This is a genomic window from Sulfitobacter marinus (genome assembly GCF_900116285.1).
Lineage (GTDB): Bacteria > Pseudomonadota > Alphaproteobacteria > Rhodobacterales > Rhodobacteraceae > Sulfitobacter > Sulfitobacter marinus.
Window position 1 is genome coordinate 367117 of record NZ_FPAJ01000002.1, and the last position, 14054, is coordinate 381170.

Consider the following 14054-nt stretch of genomic DNA (forward strand, 5'->3'; position numbering starts at 1 on the left):
GACAACTTATCGCAGTTTGGATTAAAAAGCTACTGTTTGGAACGGAGCGGTTTAAGTTACAGCGCGCAACTGTTGCCGAGGGGCCGCGGTGCCCTGTTCCAGTGCGTCATAGGGGTCGTGAGCGGCCAGCATCATATCGACCACTTGACGTAGCAACTGGGTCCGCGCGCGCGCGGCATAGAACCCGCCGGGGAGTTGAGAGGTTTCCAACAGATAGCGACGATAGTCCTTGTAGGCCTTGTTGTCCGGGCGCGCGGGAGCTGCAAAGAATTCGCTTAACGGTTGATCAGATACAAATTCCGGCTTGGCATAGACAGCACGGCCAAACACCTTGAGCGGGATCCCCCGCCATAGAACCTGCTGGCCTGCGGTCGAATTCACCGTCACCGCCGTGCGCGCGTCGTTCAACAGCTGCGCCAGCTTGCCGCCACGCACGTAATGCACGCGGTCTGATATGCCCAATTCGCGGGCGATCTGTTTGAGGTTGCGGCGCACTGCTGCGCGGCCGTCTTCCAGCGGATGTGCCTTGACCACCAGATGGTGATGACGCGGCGCGCCGCTCGCGAATTCATCCAACACGAGACGCAGGAAATCTGGCATCGTATCGAATGTGGAATGCTCTTGAAACGAGCTGTCATGTTCCAGCTGCAACAGGGCCAGATGATAAGGGAAGCCGCCCAAACGAATGCGCATCGTTGAAATCAGCCGGTCCAAGGCCAGTATAGGCATCAGGAGCAACCGCTGGATATACAGGCTGAACTCTTTGGTTACAGGGATGCTGCGGTGGGGGCGGAAATTACGGTACTTGCCGTTCCGCGCCAGAATGAACCAGTGATATAGCGCGCCATAGAACACATGCTGGCGCATGTCGCCCCAATGGCCGGGCGGCAACGGGGCCTCCATATCGGAATTGGCCAACGCGGTTTGCATCTGTTCGATGGTCATGTCCATCAGACGTGAATTGCCGTTCGCCCCGCCGCGTTCGTAGGTGACCCAATAGGGCCGCATATAGCCTTCCTCGAATACATGTACCGTCAACCCACGGGCTTTGGCCTCGGCCGCGGCCTGCGCATGGATCGGGCGGGTGTCGCCGTATAGTACAATATCGGTGACACCTTTGTCGGCGAGCAGTCCAACAAAGGTGTCTTTCCAGGCCTCCGCCTTACCCCGAAACGGGATATAGCTGGCCGGATGAAACCAAAAAGCCTGATCGCCTGCATTAAATCCCACGCGCCATACCTCGGCCCCGGCAAGCCGGAGCATTTTCCCCAATCTGTTAAAGAAGGGGCCATGGGGGCCTTGCAAGAACAAGAAAACCCTATGATCTGAAGGGGCGGAATTCATCTCTGCTTTCGGTTCAATTTGGTTAACGAGGGTATATTCATTCAATTGGGGCTAAAATGGGGCGCGGGCGCGGACTTGTCATGGTCGTGGCGGGGGGCTAACTCCTTATAGGGTACAAAAAGGGCTGCGCATGTTTACAGGAATTATCACAGACGTCGGAAAAATCGCAACGCTTACGCAAGAAGGCGACCTGCGTGCGCGCATAGAGACCGGATATGACACAAGCGGGATCGATATGGGCGCATCCATCGCCAGCGACGGGGTTTGCCTGACGGTCGTGGATCTTGGGCCCAATTGGTACGAGGTACAGATTAGCGCCGAAACCGTCGAGAAAACCAATCTTGGCGATTGGAAGTTGGGGCGGCGGGTGAACTTGGAACGGGCGTTGAAGGTCGGGGATGAGCTGGGCGGGCATATCGTATCGGGCCATGTCGATGGCGTGGCCGAGGTGATCGGGATGCAGGATGAAGGTGACAGCACCCGTGTTACCCTGCGCGCCCCGCTTGCCCTTGCGCGGTTCATCGCGCCCAAAGGATCGGTTGCGCTGAACGGTACGTCCCTGACGGTGAATGAGGTGAACGGCTGTGATTTCGGCATCAACTTTATCCCCCACACCAAAGACGTGACGACATGGGGCGATGTGAAGGTTGGAGACCGCATCAACCTCGAGATTGATACGCTGGCGCGCTACGTCGCGCGGTTGGCGGAAATGTCATGAGCGCGGGGATCGGTCATAACAACGGTCCCAGCATGGAGGGGGGCCATAAGTGGCGCAGCTTCCAATGGCAAAAGGCCCGCGAAGCGGCGATGCCAAAGACGATCCCGCTGATGGTGGTAAAGATGCGCGTCAAACGGGCGCGTGAATTGGGGTTGGACTACAAGGCCTACGCGGCAATCCGTCAGGCCACGGGGCGTGATATTCTGGCGCTGCTGTTTTCGAACAATGCGTTGCGGGTGGTGCGCGCCGATGCGCCGCAAATGCCTGTGCGTCAGGCTGATGTGTTGAACGCGGTTCAAGGGGCGCAAAAGCTGGCGTTGGTGCATCGCCCGCTTGCTCCAGAAATGATCAGCCGCGCCAACCCCGCACTGGATTTCGTCGATCAGGCACCCAAGTTCACCGATAGCTGGTCCGACATGCGCGATCATCTGAATGATGCGGTACAGGGCCGCAAGCTGGCTGGCGATCAAGTGCTGATCATCGGCGACACGGCGATTGAACGCGACTGGTCCGCCGCAAGTAAGGCTGCCGGATATCTTGAGGCGGGGCGTTATTTCGGGGCAGGGGCCTAGCGCGGGCATCTGCGTGCACGGTACGCGGCGGAATTGAGTTTATTTGGCAAAATGAAGCAGGGGCGTTGGTGTGCATGCTCTAGAAATGTCACCTGTGGTGGGCTATGTGCCAGAACACGCGACACAAGAGGAATGCCCCATGCAATTTGAAACGCCCGGCCCGGTTGAAACTGAATTGTCATCGGCCATCTCTCCCATCGAAGAGATCATCGAAGAGGCCCGCAAGGGCCGGATGTTTATTCTGGTCGATCATGAAGACCGTGAGAACGAGGGCGATCTGGTGATCCCTGCGCAGTTTGCCGATGCGGCCGCGATTAATTTCATGGCCACCCACGGGCGCGGTTTGATCTGTTTGCCGCTGACCGAGAAGCGGATCGAAAAGCTGGGATTGCCGATGATGGCGGTCAATAACTCGGCCCGCCACGAGACTGCATTCACCGTGTCCATCGAGGCCCGCGAGGGGGTGTCCACCGGCATTTCAGCCGCTGACCGCGCGTTGACTGTGAAGGCGGCGATTGATGAGGATATTGGCCCTGCTGATATCGCCACACCTGGGCATGTATTTCCTTTGCGCGCGCGCGATGGTGGCGTGCTGGTGCGCGCGGGCCATACAGAGGCTGCGGTGGATATCTCGCGGCTTGCGGGGCTGCACCCGTCGGGCGTGATTTGCGAGATCATGAAGGAAGACGGCACCATGGCACGGCTGCCGGATCTGGTTGAGTTCTGCAAAAAGCACGACATGAAGATGGGCACGATCAGCGATTTGATCGCCTATCGCCACAAGCACGACAACCTGCTGGTCGAGCGCACCAGCCGCACCGTGACCTCGGCCTATGGCGGCGACTGGAAGATGCAAATCTTTACCGATGAGATCAGCGGCACCGATCACGTGGTATTGTCTAAGGGCGATTTGACCACGGGTGAACCTGTCTTGGTGCGCACCCACGCTATTAACGCGCTTGAGGATATCTTGGGCCTTGGTCCAAGCCCCGCAGATGAATTGCCCCGCGCGATGCAAATCATCGCAGACGAGGGACGCGGTGCCGTACTGCTGTTCCGTGACCCCGATCCACGCCTGCGGTTTGAGGACGAGGAAGACGAACGCCCGCGCACCATCAAACGCACCGGTCTTGGTTCGCAGATCATGGCGACGCTTGGGTTGCATAAACTGGTCTTGCTGACGGACAACCCTGACACGCGCTATCTGGGGCTGGACGCTTACGATCTAAGCATCGTGGGCACGCGCCCCATCACAACGGAGTAACCCCAATGGTAGCTACAAACCACACCACATTGGCGACGCCGCAGTTTGATAAGCCCGTTAAGGTTTTGATCGTGCTATCGCCCTATTATTCCGACATTGCGGATGGGTTGCTAAAAGGGGCCAAGGCCGAATTGGAAGCTGCGGGTGTTGAATGGGATGTGGTTGAAATGCCGGGTGCGTTGGAAATTCCCACCGCCATTGGCATCTCTGACCGCAAAAGCAACTTTGACGGCTATGTCGCCCTTGGCTGCGTGATCCGTGGGGAAACCACCCATTACGAAACCGTGTGCAATGACAGCAGCCGCGCCTTGCAATTGCTGGGCCTACAGGGGCTGTGCATCGGTAATGGCATCCTAACCGTGGAAGATCACGAACAGGCGGCGGTCCGGGCCGATCCTGCCGGGCAAAACAAGGGGGGTGGCGCTGCGGCTGCGGCCTTGCATCTGATCGCGCTCGCCCGTAAGTGGGGCGAAATTCGCAAAGACATCGGTTTCAAGCCGCGCTCGGATGAATATCTGATGGCGGGCGACAATGACGGACCCAAGACAGCATGACACCCACCGCCGGCCTTTCGGGCAATCAAAAACGCAAGATGAAATCAGCCTCGCGGCTTTATGCGGTGCAGGCGCTGTTCCAGATGGAACATTCATCGCAAAGCTATGACACCGTGAAGGTAGAGTTCCTGAACCACCGGTTCGGGGCGACCTACGATGGCGAGGAAATGATTGACGGCGATATCCGTCATTTCTCTCAGGTGCTTGAGACGGCAGTGAACGACCAAGCGGCGATTGACCAGATGACAGACCGCGCTTTGGTCGCGAAATGGCCGATTGCCCGCATCGACCCAACCTTGCGCGCTTTGTTCCGTGCGGCGGGGGCCGAGTTGCGCGATCAGGATACACCACCAAAGGTCGTGATCACCGAATACGTAGACGTAGCTCGTGCGTTCTTTGAAGGCAGCGATGAGCCGAAATTTGTGAATGCGGTTCTGGATCACATGGCCCGAGAAGCGCGTCCCGAAGCGTTCTAAATGAATTTCACGAAATCTGGTGCTGTCGCGCGTTGAGCGCGCTTGCAAAGTGTGACGGAACCACCACTGCCGTACCGTTGTATATTCCCGAGGACCTGTATGTACAGGTGGGCGCCAGGTAAAAGAACCAGGGTTCGAACAGAGCCAGCTCCCTCGGATTTGCTTAAGGCCACTGGAATGTAACTTTTACAAACAGGGCAGAACCGTCACAGCCAACAGGTAGGCCCGCGCTGGCCTCGCGACAAGGGGCTATCTTAGCTGCCGTCCGGTTTTTCTATAAAACGGTAGCGTTCCAGTTCTTGCGGCAGCAGCACATAGATTTCATTGGGCGGTGTGACCAATGCGTGCTGCATGACCAGCGGATCGATGCCCATGTCATCCAGATACGCCATCACCTCGCCCTGACCGCGCTGGATGTCCTCGACCGCGACAAAGGCTGGCAGCAGCGTGCTTTCGCCGAAGTAATGTTGGTGAACGCCCACTGACGCATCATCAGGGATGGAGCGATCGATGCCTGCGGCCAGCAGATAGGGGCAGGCGGAATAACAGATGTCGCCAGACCGCAAGGCCGTCGTCAGATCGGCATCGCGCAGATAACGGCCCAGCAACAGCGCGTCTTGTATTGACCCACCCGGGGAATTCAGGATCACACCTTGCGGTTTGGGATCAAGCTCGGTCAGTTGTTTCTCGATCCGTTCGGCGTCGCCCGGCAAAATGGCACCTTCCAGTAGCGCCCTTTGCCCGCCTTCAACAACTGTCAGCGTCAACCGGTCGGGCAGGGGCGACGATGGCATGGGTCGACCGCCGGGCGGTGCGCGGTCAGGGCGGAAACGCCTTGTTTGGTCACCGGGGCGCACGGGTTCAGTCAGCTCTGGCGCGTGCGGGCCAAAGCTGGGCAGGCTCAACCCGTCACGCAGGTCGCCCCAAAACAGCAACGCCGCCAGCCCCAGTTGAAAGATCAAAACCCACGCCAGCACCCTGCCAATCGGGTTGCGTTTGGGCGTGTCTGCTGTGTCGCTCATGTTGATTTCAAAGACGTGATACGTGTCGGACTGTCAGCCTCGGCGATTTCCACCGCCCCCTTCAACTCCGCGTCTACCTCGCGCATTGCATGTACGGCGGCGCGCAGTTCGGCCAGCGTCAGGGTTTCCTCGATGGATGTGCCTTCGCGCCCCTCGCGGATCGCGCCTTGGGTAATGGCAAGGATGAAAACCAACACGGCCGGCAAGAGATCAATCGCAATGGCCCCGGCCCAGGATGGCACAAAGTTGCGCGCATATTTAATCACCGCATCGGCGCTGGAGATCGGGGTATAGGTGGTCTCGGTCGGTGGTGGCATGGCGAGTACCGCTTGGGCGGCGCGTTCCAATGTGGTGGCGCGTTGGGCCAGGACCTCAAGCACCGATGTGATGGTGGACGCCTGATTGCCGCGCTGTTCTTCCGAACTGCCATCCAGTTCCGGAAGGACAACCGAGGCCGACAAATCCTGTGCTGCACGCTCCACCAGCGAGGCGACCGAAAGCTGGCGCAACTGCGTGATCAAACCGGCAAGCCGCACGGCTTGCTCTGAAAACTCGACCGACCGTGCCTCTACGGGGCCAGGCTCAACCGTCAGGGCACGCATGCGGCTAAGTAGTTGATTGCCTTCGGTAAAAGCGGCTTCGACCAGCGGGGTTTGTGTGGCGATCTGCGCCTCAAGTCCGGCAAGTTCGGATGATTTCTGCCGCAGCACACGAAACACAGCGCCGCGCCCGGCCAGACCGGACAGCCCGCCGCTGGCTTCCTGCTCGCTCAGGTCTTCAAAGCTTTGGCGCACGCGGGTCACGTCACGCTCCAACCCTTGGGCGGACAGGGCGATCTCGTGGGCGCGTTCCAGCGACCCCTGATATTCCTGAACCGTGACGGCCAGATGCTGCTCAACCGCTGCCGATCCGGCAAGGGCCGCCGCATTCAGCCAGCTGGACATCGCGATGATCGCGAAAGACCCCAGCCCCATCGCCCCCAATAATCCGGCACGCGCTCGCGCACTGCGCACCGCTGGGAACAGACGTAGCATATAGGACCAGAACACAAAGATGCCGACGGATACCGCAATGGAATAGGCGATTGCCGCAAAGGCCGACATCGCGCCATTGTCATCCAGCAAAGACGACACCCCTAGGTAGGTGTAAATCCCCGATGCCACCGCCAGAACGCCCAAAGCCGTGCCAGAAAATGTGTCGAGCCAACGCAAGTGGCCCTCAAGCTCGAGAGCATAGCGCGCGCCACGCTGGTTCCCCGACGTGCCGGTTGTTTCATCTGTCATGGATCGTCCCCTATCTCAGGGTCCTAAGATAGGGCGGCACATCAAGATTACCAAGAAACAAGGTCAGACCTTGCCTCATGTTCACCTATTGTTCATAGTTGATGTCATGATGCTCGACGACACCAAACAACTTCAGCCCGGCCAGATTCTGGCCCGCGGCGTGGCCCGCCACCTGTCTTCCCTCGGCTTTGTCTGCGTAGAGGAACTGGTCCCCACACGGGGCCTGCGCGTCGATGTTATGGCACTCGGTCCTAAGGGCGATATCTGGATCGTCGAATGTAAATCCAGCCGCGTTGATTTCTTGACTGACAGCAAATGGCAGGGCTATCTTGAATGGGCAGACCGCTTTTTCTGGGCCGTTGATGCAGAATTCGACACGGACCTACTGCCGGAGCACTCTGGCCTTATCATAGCGGATGGCTACGGTGCCGAAATGCTGCGCATGGGCGCGGAAACCCGTCTTGCCGCCGCCCGCCGCAAGGCCATGACCCATAGGTTCGCAACCCACGCCGCGCGCAGACTCCACCACTTGCGCGATCCACACATGGCCCAGCATTGGGACTGATCTTGAATTCCAAATGGATTTAAATCCCGGGGGGCCGCGCCTTGGCGCGGTGGGGGCTGGCCCCCTTATCCCCGCGTCAAAGCTCTTAACGCTTTTTCTTGCCAGCTTTGCCTGCGCGGTGGGCCGCTGCCATGATCTCTTCGGCGATCTCGACCGCCTCATCAGGCGTGAAATCCATCGGAATCTCAATGCCACCTTCAGCCTCTACAAAAAGCCGGACCATGCCCGCATCGGTCGGTCCGATTTGCAGATTTGCTTCGATGTCGCGTTCAGTGTCGATACCCATAGGTCCCTCCGAAATGTTGTCGCCAGCCCTAGCGCGGGTACAGATGAAAGGCAAGTTTGGCCAAATGGGCCATGAACCCGAACAAATCAAATTCCCACGTCTTAGGGTATTGCAATCTTTTTGCTTGGACGTTAGATCGGCGCAAGTGCCGCCTTAGCTCAGTTGGTTAGAGCGCCTGATTGTGGATCAGGAGGTCCCTGGTTCGAGACCAGGAGGTGGTACCATCACCCCCCAGCCATTTAATACTGACCCTACTCATCGATATCGATGGTTTGTCGTAAATTCCCGCTCGTTCGGTCGAATATCAAAATCTGATTGCCCTGTGTCACAATGGCATACCAATCGGGGCCTTGGGTGAATGCAGTCGCCTTTTCGCCGCTTGGCAGCGTAATCACACTCGGTAAATCTGGTGCTTTGCTTGAGAAGCGGATGACAAGCAGGCCAATCACGACTAGAAGGCCGCAAATCATTGTGGCGGTCAGCACCGTCACCAGTCTCCGCAGGAATTTGATGTTTGGGGGCTCGGAAGGATCAGTCATGTCGCACCGCCGTATCAGCTTTGTCATCGCGGACACACCGCCGCCGCGCCTTGATAAGGCGCTTGCCCGCGATGTGCCAGAGGATGCGAACCTGTCACGCACCCGTTTGCTGCGGCTGATCACCGAGGGGGCCGTGCAAATCGACAGCTTTGTTGTAACAGACCCCCGCGCACGCGTCATGGAAGGGCAGGAAATCACCATCGAAGTGGAAGAGGCCGAGGAAAGCCACATCGCTCCCGAATCCATCCCGCTGGATGTGATCTTTGAGGATTCTGATCTGATCGTGATCAATAAACCTGCGGGCATGGTCGTGCATCCCGCCCCCGGCAGCCCCTCGGGCACCTTGGTTAATGCCCTGCTGGCCCATTGTGGTGATGATCTGTCTGGCGTTGGCGGTATGAAACGCCCCGGTATTGTGCACCGCATCGACAAGGACACATCGGGTCTGCTGGTGGTGGCGAAATCTGACGCGGCCCATCACGGGCTTGCCAAACAATTCGAAAAACACACGGTGGAACGTTATTATCAGGCGCTTGTTTACGGTGTGCCCGATGCCAATGATCCGCGTCTGCGCGGCGTCAAAGGGGCTAGCTTTGAGCCAGGCAATATCCTCAAGGTGACCACCCAGCTGGCCCGCCACCGCACCGATCGGCAGCGTCAGGCGGTGTTGTTCCAAGGTGGCCGCCATGCTGTTACGCGGGCACGGACGATCAACCGGTTTGGGAATCCCCCTGTTCTGGCGCTGATGGAATGTTGGCTGGAAACCGGGCGGACCCATCAGATCAGGGTACATATGGCCCATGCTGGGCATTCGTTGGTTGGCGATCAAACCTATGGCGGCAAACGCAAACTCCCCAAAGCTGCCTTGCCAGAGATTGCGTCCGACGCCGTACGGGCCTTTCCGCGTCAGGCCTTGCATGCCGCTGTTTTGGGGTTTGAACATCCTGTGACAGCCGAGTTGGTCCGGTTTGAATCCCCTCTGCCGCCCGATATGATGGAGCTGCTGGAACTGGTCGGGCTTGCGCAGGCGTAATTGGTCACAAATTGCACGTCCGCGTGAGCATACCAGGCTAAGCTTTCCTTCATTAAGATTAACGCCATATTAGTAAACTGACGGTAGAGAGCCCTTGAAATCAGTGTTGGCGCTCTCCATATCTATGTTAAGCCCAATAACATGGGCCCCTAAAACTAGGGAAAGGGACAAGAAAATGGCTAATTACGCAAATCTGCCAGCTCCAACACCAGAGGGCGGTTTAAACCGCTACATGCAGGAAATCCGCAAATTTCCGCTGTTGGAACCAGAAGAAGAATACATGCTCGCCAAACGTTGGGTTGAAGAGCAAGACACCGAAGCTGCGCATAAGATGGTCACATCTCACCTGCGCTTGGCGGCGAAAATCGCCATGGGCTATCGCGGCTATGGGTTGCCTCAGGCCGAGGTGATCTCGGAAGCCAACGTGGGTCTGATGCAAGCCGTCAAACGGTTTGATCCCGAAAAAGGTTTCCGTTTGGCGACTTATGCCATGTGGTGGATTCGCGCCTCGATCCAGGAGTATATCTTGCGCTCGTGGAGCTTGGTCAAACTCGGCACCACCTCGGGCCAAAAGAAACTGTTCTTTAACCTGCGCAAAGCAAAAAACCGCATTGGTGCGCTGGAAGAGGGCGACATGCGCCCCGAAAACGTGAAGCGTATTGCGACCGACCTTGGCGTGACCGAAACCGAAGTCATCTCGATGAACCGTCGTATGTCGGGCGGCGATGCCTCGCTGAACGCGACCGTCGGGTCCGAGGGCGAAGGCACAATGCAATGGCAGGATTGGCTCGAGGATGAAGATGCCGATCAAGCCGGCGATTACGCCGAACGTGACGAGCTGGAAACCCGCCGCGAGATGTTGGCCGAGGCATTGGATGTGCTGAATGACCGCGAAAAGGACATTCTGACACAGCGCCGCCTTTCCGATGAAACCATCACGCTCGAAGATCTGAGCAGTCAGTATGACGTCAGCCGCGAACGTATCCGCCAAATCGAAGTGCGCGCATTTGAGAAGCTGCAACAGCGCATGCGTGAGCTGGCCCGCGAAAAAGGCATGATGGCAAACGCATAACGCGCCCATCCGTGTCGAAAAATCATCCCCGCATAGCCCCGGCTATTGCGGGGGTTTTCATTCTCCCCTCGTCTTGGCCGTAGATCCTGCCTAAACTGCGTCAAAACAGGAGGCTGGACATGAAAACATTGAACTGGGGCATCATCGGCGCGGCGAATTTTGCCTGCGAACATATGGGGCCCGCGATCCATGCCGCGCGGGGCGCACGTCTTGCAGGGCTCGCCACGTCTAGCTCGGATAAAGCGTCACGTTTCAAAACTTTCGCCCCCGACATTAATGTCTATTCCGACTATAACGCGCTGCTGAATGATCCGGACATCGACGCGGTCTACATACCGCTGCCCAACCACATGCATGTCGAATGGACCCTCAAGGCGCTAGAGGCGGGAAAGCATGTGCTCTGCGAGAAGCCGATGACGATGCAGGCGTCGGAATTTGACCAATTGATCACTGCGCGCGACGCGTCGGGCCTGCTCGCGGCCGAGGCGTTTATGATCGTCCACCACCCGCAAATGATCCGCGCCCGTGACATCATCGCGGCCGGCACCATCGGCCGCGTGCGCCATGTGGGTGCGACATTCTCATTTTATAACGGGGATTTAGATAACATCCGCAACAAACCCGAGGCAGGCGGCGGCGGATTGCCCGATATCGGCATCTATACCTTCGGTTCCGCACGGTTTTTGACGGGGCAGGAGCCGCTCTCGATCCCTTATGCGAAAATCGACTATGAAAACGGCGTTGATGTCTTTGCCCAGGTGGCCGCAGAGTTTGACGGTTTCGGCTATTCCGCAACGGTGTCTATGCGGATGTTCCCCCGCCAAGAAGTCGTCGTTCACGGTGAGAAAGGGGTCTTGCGCCTGACTTGCCCGTTCAATCCGACAGTGCATTCGCAGGCAGAACTGCATCTAGAGACAGAAAAGAATACAATCACCACGGAACGTTTTCCCGGGACAAATCATTATATTGAACAGGTTGAAGCTTTTGGCCGCTCGGTCACGACAGGCGCGGCCTATCCGTGCCCGCTTGAATTCAGCAAAGGCACACAAGCAATGATCGATATGGCCTATGCGGCACGCTAGGCAGCGATAATGTGAGAGGACGTGTAAAATGGCAGGAGGCTGGGCAAAAGACGGCGCGGTAAGCGAACAGATCGAGGCGTCGATCAACGACGAGCTGGCCCGTCTCAAGGCGCGCAAGCTACCGCAGGGCGAAAGCCGCACCCACTGTGCCGAATGCGAAGAACCCATTCCCGAAGCCCGGCGCGCGGCACTGCCAGGTGTCAAACTTTGCATTGATTGCGTGAATGAACGCGACAACCGCCCCGAAACACGCGGCGGAATAAATCGCCGTGGCAGTAAAGACAGCCAATTGAAGTAAGACGAAAAAACGGGCCTCTGATACATCAAAGGCCCGTTCATTAATTCATGTCTTTATTCCCAAATGGAAAAAAAACCTCGCCGAAGGCATTCTTCTCTTCAGCACGGCATCGGCCTAGTCTTCCATCGCTTCCAATTCATCGATGAAGCCTGAGATCATCGCCAGACCCTTGTCCCAGAACGCCGGATTCGATGCATCCAACCCAAACGGTGCCAGCAGCTCTTTGTGATGCTTCGACCCACCGGCTTTCAGCATATCAAAATACTTGTCTTCAAAGCCCGGCTTGCCTTCGGCATAAACGGCATAAAGCGCGTTCACCAACCCGTCGCCAAAGGCATAGGCATAGACGTAGAAGGGCGAATGAACGAAATGGGGGATATAGGCCCAAAAGGTCTCATACCCGTCCATAAACTCGAACGCGGGCCCAAGGCTTTCGGCTTGCACTGACATCCACAGCGCGTTGATGTCATCGGGGGTCAGTTCCCCGCCACGCCGCGCATCATGCAGCTTGCATTCAAAGTCATAGAACGCGATCTGGCGGACGACCGTGTTGATCATATCCTCGACCTTACCCGCCAGCAAAACTTTGCGCTCGCACTTGGTCTTGGCGTTGTCCAGCATCTTGCGGAAGGTCAGCATCTCGCCAAACACAGATGCCGTTTCCGCCAGGGTCAACGGCGTGGACGACAGCATTTCGCCCTGACCGGCAGCCAGAACCTGATGCACACCGTGGCCCAGTTCATGCGCCAGTGTCATCACGTCGCGCGGTTTGCCAAGATAATTCAGCATCACATAGGGATGCACATTGGTCACCGTCGGGTGGGCAAAGGCACCGGGCGCTTTGCCCGGTTTTACACCCGCATCGATCCAGCCATCGGTAAAGAATGGTTTGGCGATTTCGCCCATGCGTGGATCAAATGCATTATAGGCATCCATCACCATGCTCTGGGCTTGGTCCCAGTCCACGGTTTTGGGGTCTTCCATAGGCAGCGGCGCGTTGCGGTCCCAGACCTGCATCACGTCCAGCCCCAACCATTTACGCTTCAGCTCATAATAGCGGTGGCTCAGCTTCGGGTAGGCTTTGACCACAGCATTGCGCAGGGCCTCGACAACCTCGGGCTCCACGTCGTTGCTCAGGTGGCGGCCGGTTTGCGGGGTCGGCATGCCGCGCCAGCGGTCGATGACCTCTTTTTCCTTGGCTTGGGTGTTGTGAACCCGTGCAAAGGTTTTGATATTGCTTTGGAACACATCGGCCAGCTCACGCGCAGCGGCTTCGCGAATTTCCCGGCCGGGATCGGTCAGCAGGTTCAGTACCCCTTCGATGTTCAGCGGCTCGCCATCGACCTCGAATTCCAGACCCGCGATGGTTTCATCAAACAGGCGTTCCCATGCGTCCCCAACGACACCCAGATCATGCAGGAACTTCTCCAGCTCGTCGCTCAGCTGGTGATCCTTCATGGCGCGGATGCGGTCAAACACGGGTTTATAGCGCGCAAGATCAGCGTTCTGGGCCAAGAGCTTGCCCAGATGGTCGTCTTCAAGGCGGTTCAGTTCCAACGTGAAAAACACCAGTGGTGTGGTGAAATTCGTGATGCTTTCCTGCATGTCGGACATGAATTTGGCCCGGGCCGCATCGGTGGTGAGTTGATAATAGCGCAGGCCCGCAAAGGACATGATGCGCCCGGCAATCTGATTGATTTTTTCATTGCGCAGCACGCAGTCCAGAAAACCAGCGGCGTCCAGGTCTGCCAGCTTACCTTCGTAATCCGCGGCAAAGCTCCGGCAGGCCTCCTCCAGCCAGTCCAGATCGCGCTTTAGTTCGGGCGCGTTTTCACCGGTATACAGATCATCAAGATTCCATTCGGGCAGATCCCCGAAAGGAGAGGTGCCAGCACCGGCATTTGCATCACGGACGGGGAAGGGGAGTTGGAACATCATATACCTCT

16 protein-coding genes, 1 tRNA gene and 1 other RNA gene are annotated in these 14054 nt (G+C 57.6%); 11 read left to right on the forward strand and 7 right to left on the reverse strand.

Annotated features, from left to right (window positions below):
* Positions 1–51: 51 nt before the first annotated feature.
* Positions 52–1344, reverse strand: coding sequence for a capsule biosynthesis protein (locus BM347_RS07285; RefSeq protein ID WP_093915771.1), 1293 nt, complete (start codon positions 1342–1344; stop codon positions 52–54).
* 130 nt (positions 1345–1474) lie between these two features.
* On the opposite strand from BM347_RS07285, the gene BM347_RS07290 reads away from it, so the two are divergent.
* From BM347_RS07290 to nusB, 5 genes are all read left to right on the forward strand, one after another.
* Positions 1475–2062 carry a riboflavin synthase gene (locus tag BM347_RS07290; protein WP_093915772.1) on the forward strand — a complete coding sequence of 196 codons (588 nt, stop codon included), beginning with the start codon at positions 1475–1477 and terminating at the stop codon, positions 2060–2062.
* Complete coding sequence (locus BM347_RS07295) at positions 2059–2634, forward strand: hypothetical protein (protein WP_093915773.1); 576 nt, start codon at positions 2059–2061, stop codon at positions 2632–2634. Before BM347_RS07290 ends, BM347_RS07295 begins: the two co-directional genes overlap by 4 nt.
* A gap of 139 nt (positions 2635–2773) precedes the next feature.
* Complete coding sequence (gene ribB, locus BM347_RS07300) at positions 2774–3898, forward strand: 3,4-dihydroxy-2-butanone-4-phosphate synthase (RefSeq protein ID WP_093916089.1); 1125 nt, start codon at positions 2774–2776, stop codon at positions 3896–3898.
* A 5-nt stretch (positions 3899–3903) separates the two neighbouring features.
* Positions 3904–4452 (forward strand): 6,7-dimethyl-8-ribityllumazine synthase, encoded by a 549-nt coding sequence (locus BM347_RS07305; protein WP_093915774.1) that lies wholly within the window; start codon positions 3904–3906, stop codon positions 4450–4452.
* The gene (gene nusB / locus BM347_RS07310) at positions 4449–4928 is read left to right on the forward strand and encodes a transcription antitermination factor NusB (protein WP_093915775.1); all 480 of its coding nucleotides are present in this window, start codon (positions 4449–4451) and stop codon (positions 4926–4928) included. Before BM347_RS07305 ends, nusB begins: the two co-directional genes overlap by 4 nt.
* A 53-nt stretch (positions 4929–4981) precedes the next feature.
* Here nusB and ssrS read toward each other — a convergent pair.
* The 3 genes from ssrS to BM347_RS07325 form a co-directional block, all read right to left on the reverse strand.
* A non-coding RNA gene (gene ssrS, locus BM347_RS07315) (6S RNA) lies at positions 4982–5135 on the reverse strand.
* Between the two features lie 47 nt (positions 5136–5182).
* A complete protein-coding gene (locus BM347_RS07320) occupies positions 5183–5950 on the reverse strand; it encodes a COG3904 family protein (RefSeq protein ID WP_093915776.1) in 768 nt (255 codons plus the stop codon).
* Complete coding sequence (locus BM347_RS07325; protein WP_093915777.1) at positions 5947–7233, reverse strand: hypothetical protein; 1287 nt, start codon at positions 7231–7233, stop codon at positions 5947–5949. Before BM347_RS07325 ends, BM347_RS07320 begins: the two co-directional genes overlap by 4 nt.
* Before the next feature lie 106 nt (positions 7234–7339).
* On the opposite strand from BM347_RS07325, the gene BM347_RS07330 reads away from it, so the two are divergent.
* Positions 7340–7798 carry an MmcB family DNA repair protein gene (locus BM347_RS07330; protein ID WP_093915778.1) on the forward strand — a complete coding sequence of 153 codons (459 nt, stop codon included), beginning with the start codon at positions 7340–7342 and terminating at the stop codon, positions 7796–7798.
* Positions 7799–7883: 85 nt separating this feature from the next.
* Here the strand turns inward: BM347_RS07330 and BM347_RS07335 are convergent, their stop codons facing one another.
* Entirely contained in the window at positions 7884–8084 is a 201-nt protein-coding gene (locus BM347_RS07335) for a DUF6324 family protein (RefSeq protein ID WP_093915779.1), read from the reverse strand.
* A gap of 147 nt (positions 8085–8231) precedes the next feature.
* On the opposite strand from BM347_RS07335, the gene BM347_RS07340 reads away from it, so the two are divergent.
* Positions 8232–8308, forward strand: a tRNA-His gene (locus BM347_RS07340).
* Between the two features lie 27 nt (positions 8309–8335).
* Here BM347_RS07340 and BM347_RS07345 read toward each other — a convergent pair.
* A complete protein-coding gene (locus tag BM347_RS07345) occupies positions 8336–8623 on the reverse strand; it encodes a DUF6476 family protein (RefSeq protein ID WP_093915780.1) in 288 nt (95 codons plus the stop codon).
* Between BM347_RS07345 and BM347_RS07350 the strand changes: the two genes are divergently transcribed.
* From BM347_RS07350 to BM347_RS07365, 4 genes are all read left to right on the forward strand, one after another.
* A complete protein-coding gene (locus BM347_RS07350) occupies positions 8622–9656 on the forward strand; it encodes an RluA family pseudouridine synthase (protein ID WP_093915781.1) in 1035 nt (344 codons plus the stop codon). The two genes, BM347_RS07345 and BM347_RS07350, sit on opposite strands and share 2 nt — an antisense overlap.
* Before the next feature lie 175 nt (positions 9657–9831).
* Positions 9832–10728: an RNA polymerase sigma factor RpoH gene (gene rpoH / locus BM347_RS07355; protein ID WP_093915782.1), complete on the forward strand. Its 897-nt coding sequence runs from the start codon at positions 9832–9834 to the stop codon at positions 10726–10728.
* Positions 10729–10847: 119 nt separating this feature from the next.
* Positions 10848–11810, forward strand: coding sequence for a Gfo/Idh/MocA family protein (locus BM347_RS07360; RefSeq protein ID WP_093915783.1), 963 nt, complete (start codon positions 10848–10850; stop codon positions 11808–11810).
* 28 nt (positions 11811–11838) lie between these two features.
* Positions 11839–12108 carry a DksA/TraR family C4-type zinc finger protein gene (locus BM347_RS07365; RefSeq protein WP_093915784.1) on the forward strand — a complete coding sequence of 90 codons (270 nt, stop codon included), beginning with the start codon at positions 11839–11841 and terminating at the stop codon, positions 12106–12108.
* Positions 12109–12222: 114 nt separating this feature from the next.
* Here BM347_RS07365 and BM347_RS07370 read toward each other — a convergent pair whose 3' ends face one another.
* The gene (locus BM347_RS07370; protein WP_093916090.1) at positions 12223–14043 is read right to left on the reverse strand and encodes a M3 family oligoendopeptidase; all 1821 of its coding nucleotides are present in this window, start codon (positions 14041–14043) and stop codon (positions 12223–12225) included.
* Positions 14044–14054: the final 11 nt, after the last annotated feature.

What these genes read in the sequence shown, in the direction of transcription:
- BM347_RS07295 (WP_093915773.1), top strand. Translation starts at nt 2,059, where the DNA reads ATGAGCGCGGGGATCGGTCATAACAACGGTCCCAGCATGGAGGGGGGC.
- BM347_RS07290 (WP_093915772.1), top strand. Translation starts at nt 1,475, where the DNA reads ATGTTTACAGGAATTATCACAGACGTCGGAAAAATCGCAACGCTTACG.
- BM347_RS07350 (WP_093915781.1), top strand. Translation starts at nt 8,622, where the DNA reads ATGTCGCACCGCCGTATCAGCTTTGTCATCGCGGACACACCGCCGCCG.
- nusB (WP_093915775.1), top strand. Translation starts at nt 4,449, where the DNA reads ATGACACCCACCGCCGGCCTTTCGGGCAATCAAAAACGCAAGATGAAA.
- BM347_RS07330 (WP_093915778.1), top strand. Translation starts at nt 7,340, where the DNA reads ATGATGCTCGACGACACCAAACAACTTCAGCCCGGCCAGATTCTGGCC.
- BM347_RS07285 (WP_093915771.1), bottom strand. Translation starts at nt 1,344, where the DNA reads ATGAATTCCGCCCCTTCAGATCATAGGGTTTTCTTGTTCTTGCAAGGC.
- BM347_RS07325 (WP_093915777.1), bottom strand. Translation starts at nt 7,233, where the DNA reads ATGACAGATGAAACAACCGGCACGTCGGGGAACCAGCGTGGCGCGCGC.
- BM347_RS07345 (WP_093915780.1), bottom strand. Translation starts at nt 8,623, where the DNA reads ATGACTGATCCTTCCGAGCCCCCAAACATCAAATTCCTGCGGAGACTG.
- BM347_RS07365 (WP_093915784.1), top strand. Translation starts at nt 11,839, where the DNA reads ATGGCAGGAGGCTGGGCAAAAGACGGCGCGGTAAGCGAACAGATCGAG.
- BM347_RS07320 (WP_093915776.1), bottom strand. Translation starts at nt 5,950, where the DNA reads ATGAGCGACACAGCAGACACGCCCAAACGCAACCCGATTGGCAGGGTG.
- rpoH (WP_093915782.1), top strand. Translation starts at nt 9,832, where the DNA reads ATGGCTAATTACGCAAATCTGCCAGCTCCAACACCAGAGGGCGGTTTA.
- ribB (WP_093916089.1), top strand. Translation starts at nt 2,774, where the DNA reads ATGCAATTTGAAACGCCCGGCCCGGTTGAAACTGAATTGTCATCGGCC.
- BM347_RS07335 (WP_093915779.1), bottom strand. Translation starts at nt 8,084, where the DNA reads ATGGGTATCGACACTGAACGCGACATCGAAGCAAATCTGCAAATCGGA.
- BM347_RS07305 (WP_093915774.1), top strand. Translation starts at nt 3,904, where the DNA reads ATGGTAGCTACAAACCACACCACATTGGCGACGCCGCAGTTTGATAAG.
- BM347_RS07360 (WP_093915783.1), top strand. Translation starts at nt 10,848, where the DNA reads ATGAAAACATTGAACTGGGGCATCATCGGCGCGGCGAATTTTGCCTGC.
- BM347_RS07370 (WP_093916090.1), bottom strand. Translation starts at nt 14,043, where the DNA reads ATGTTCCAACTCCCCTTCCCCGTCCGTGATGCAAATGCCGGTGCTGGC.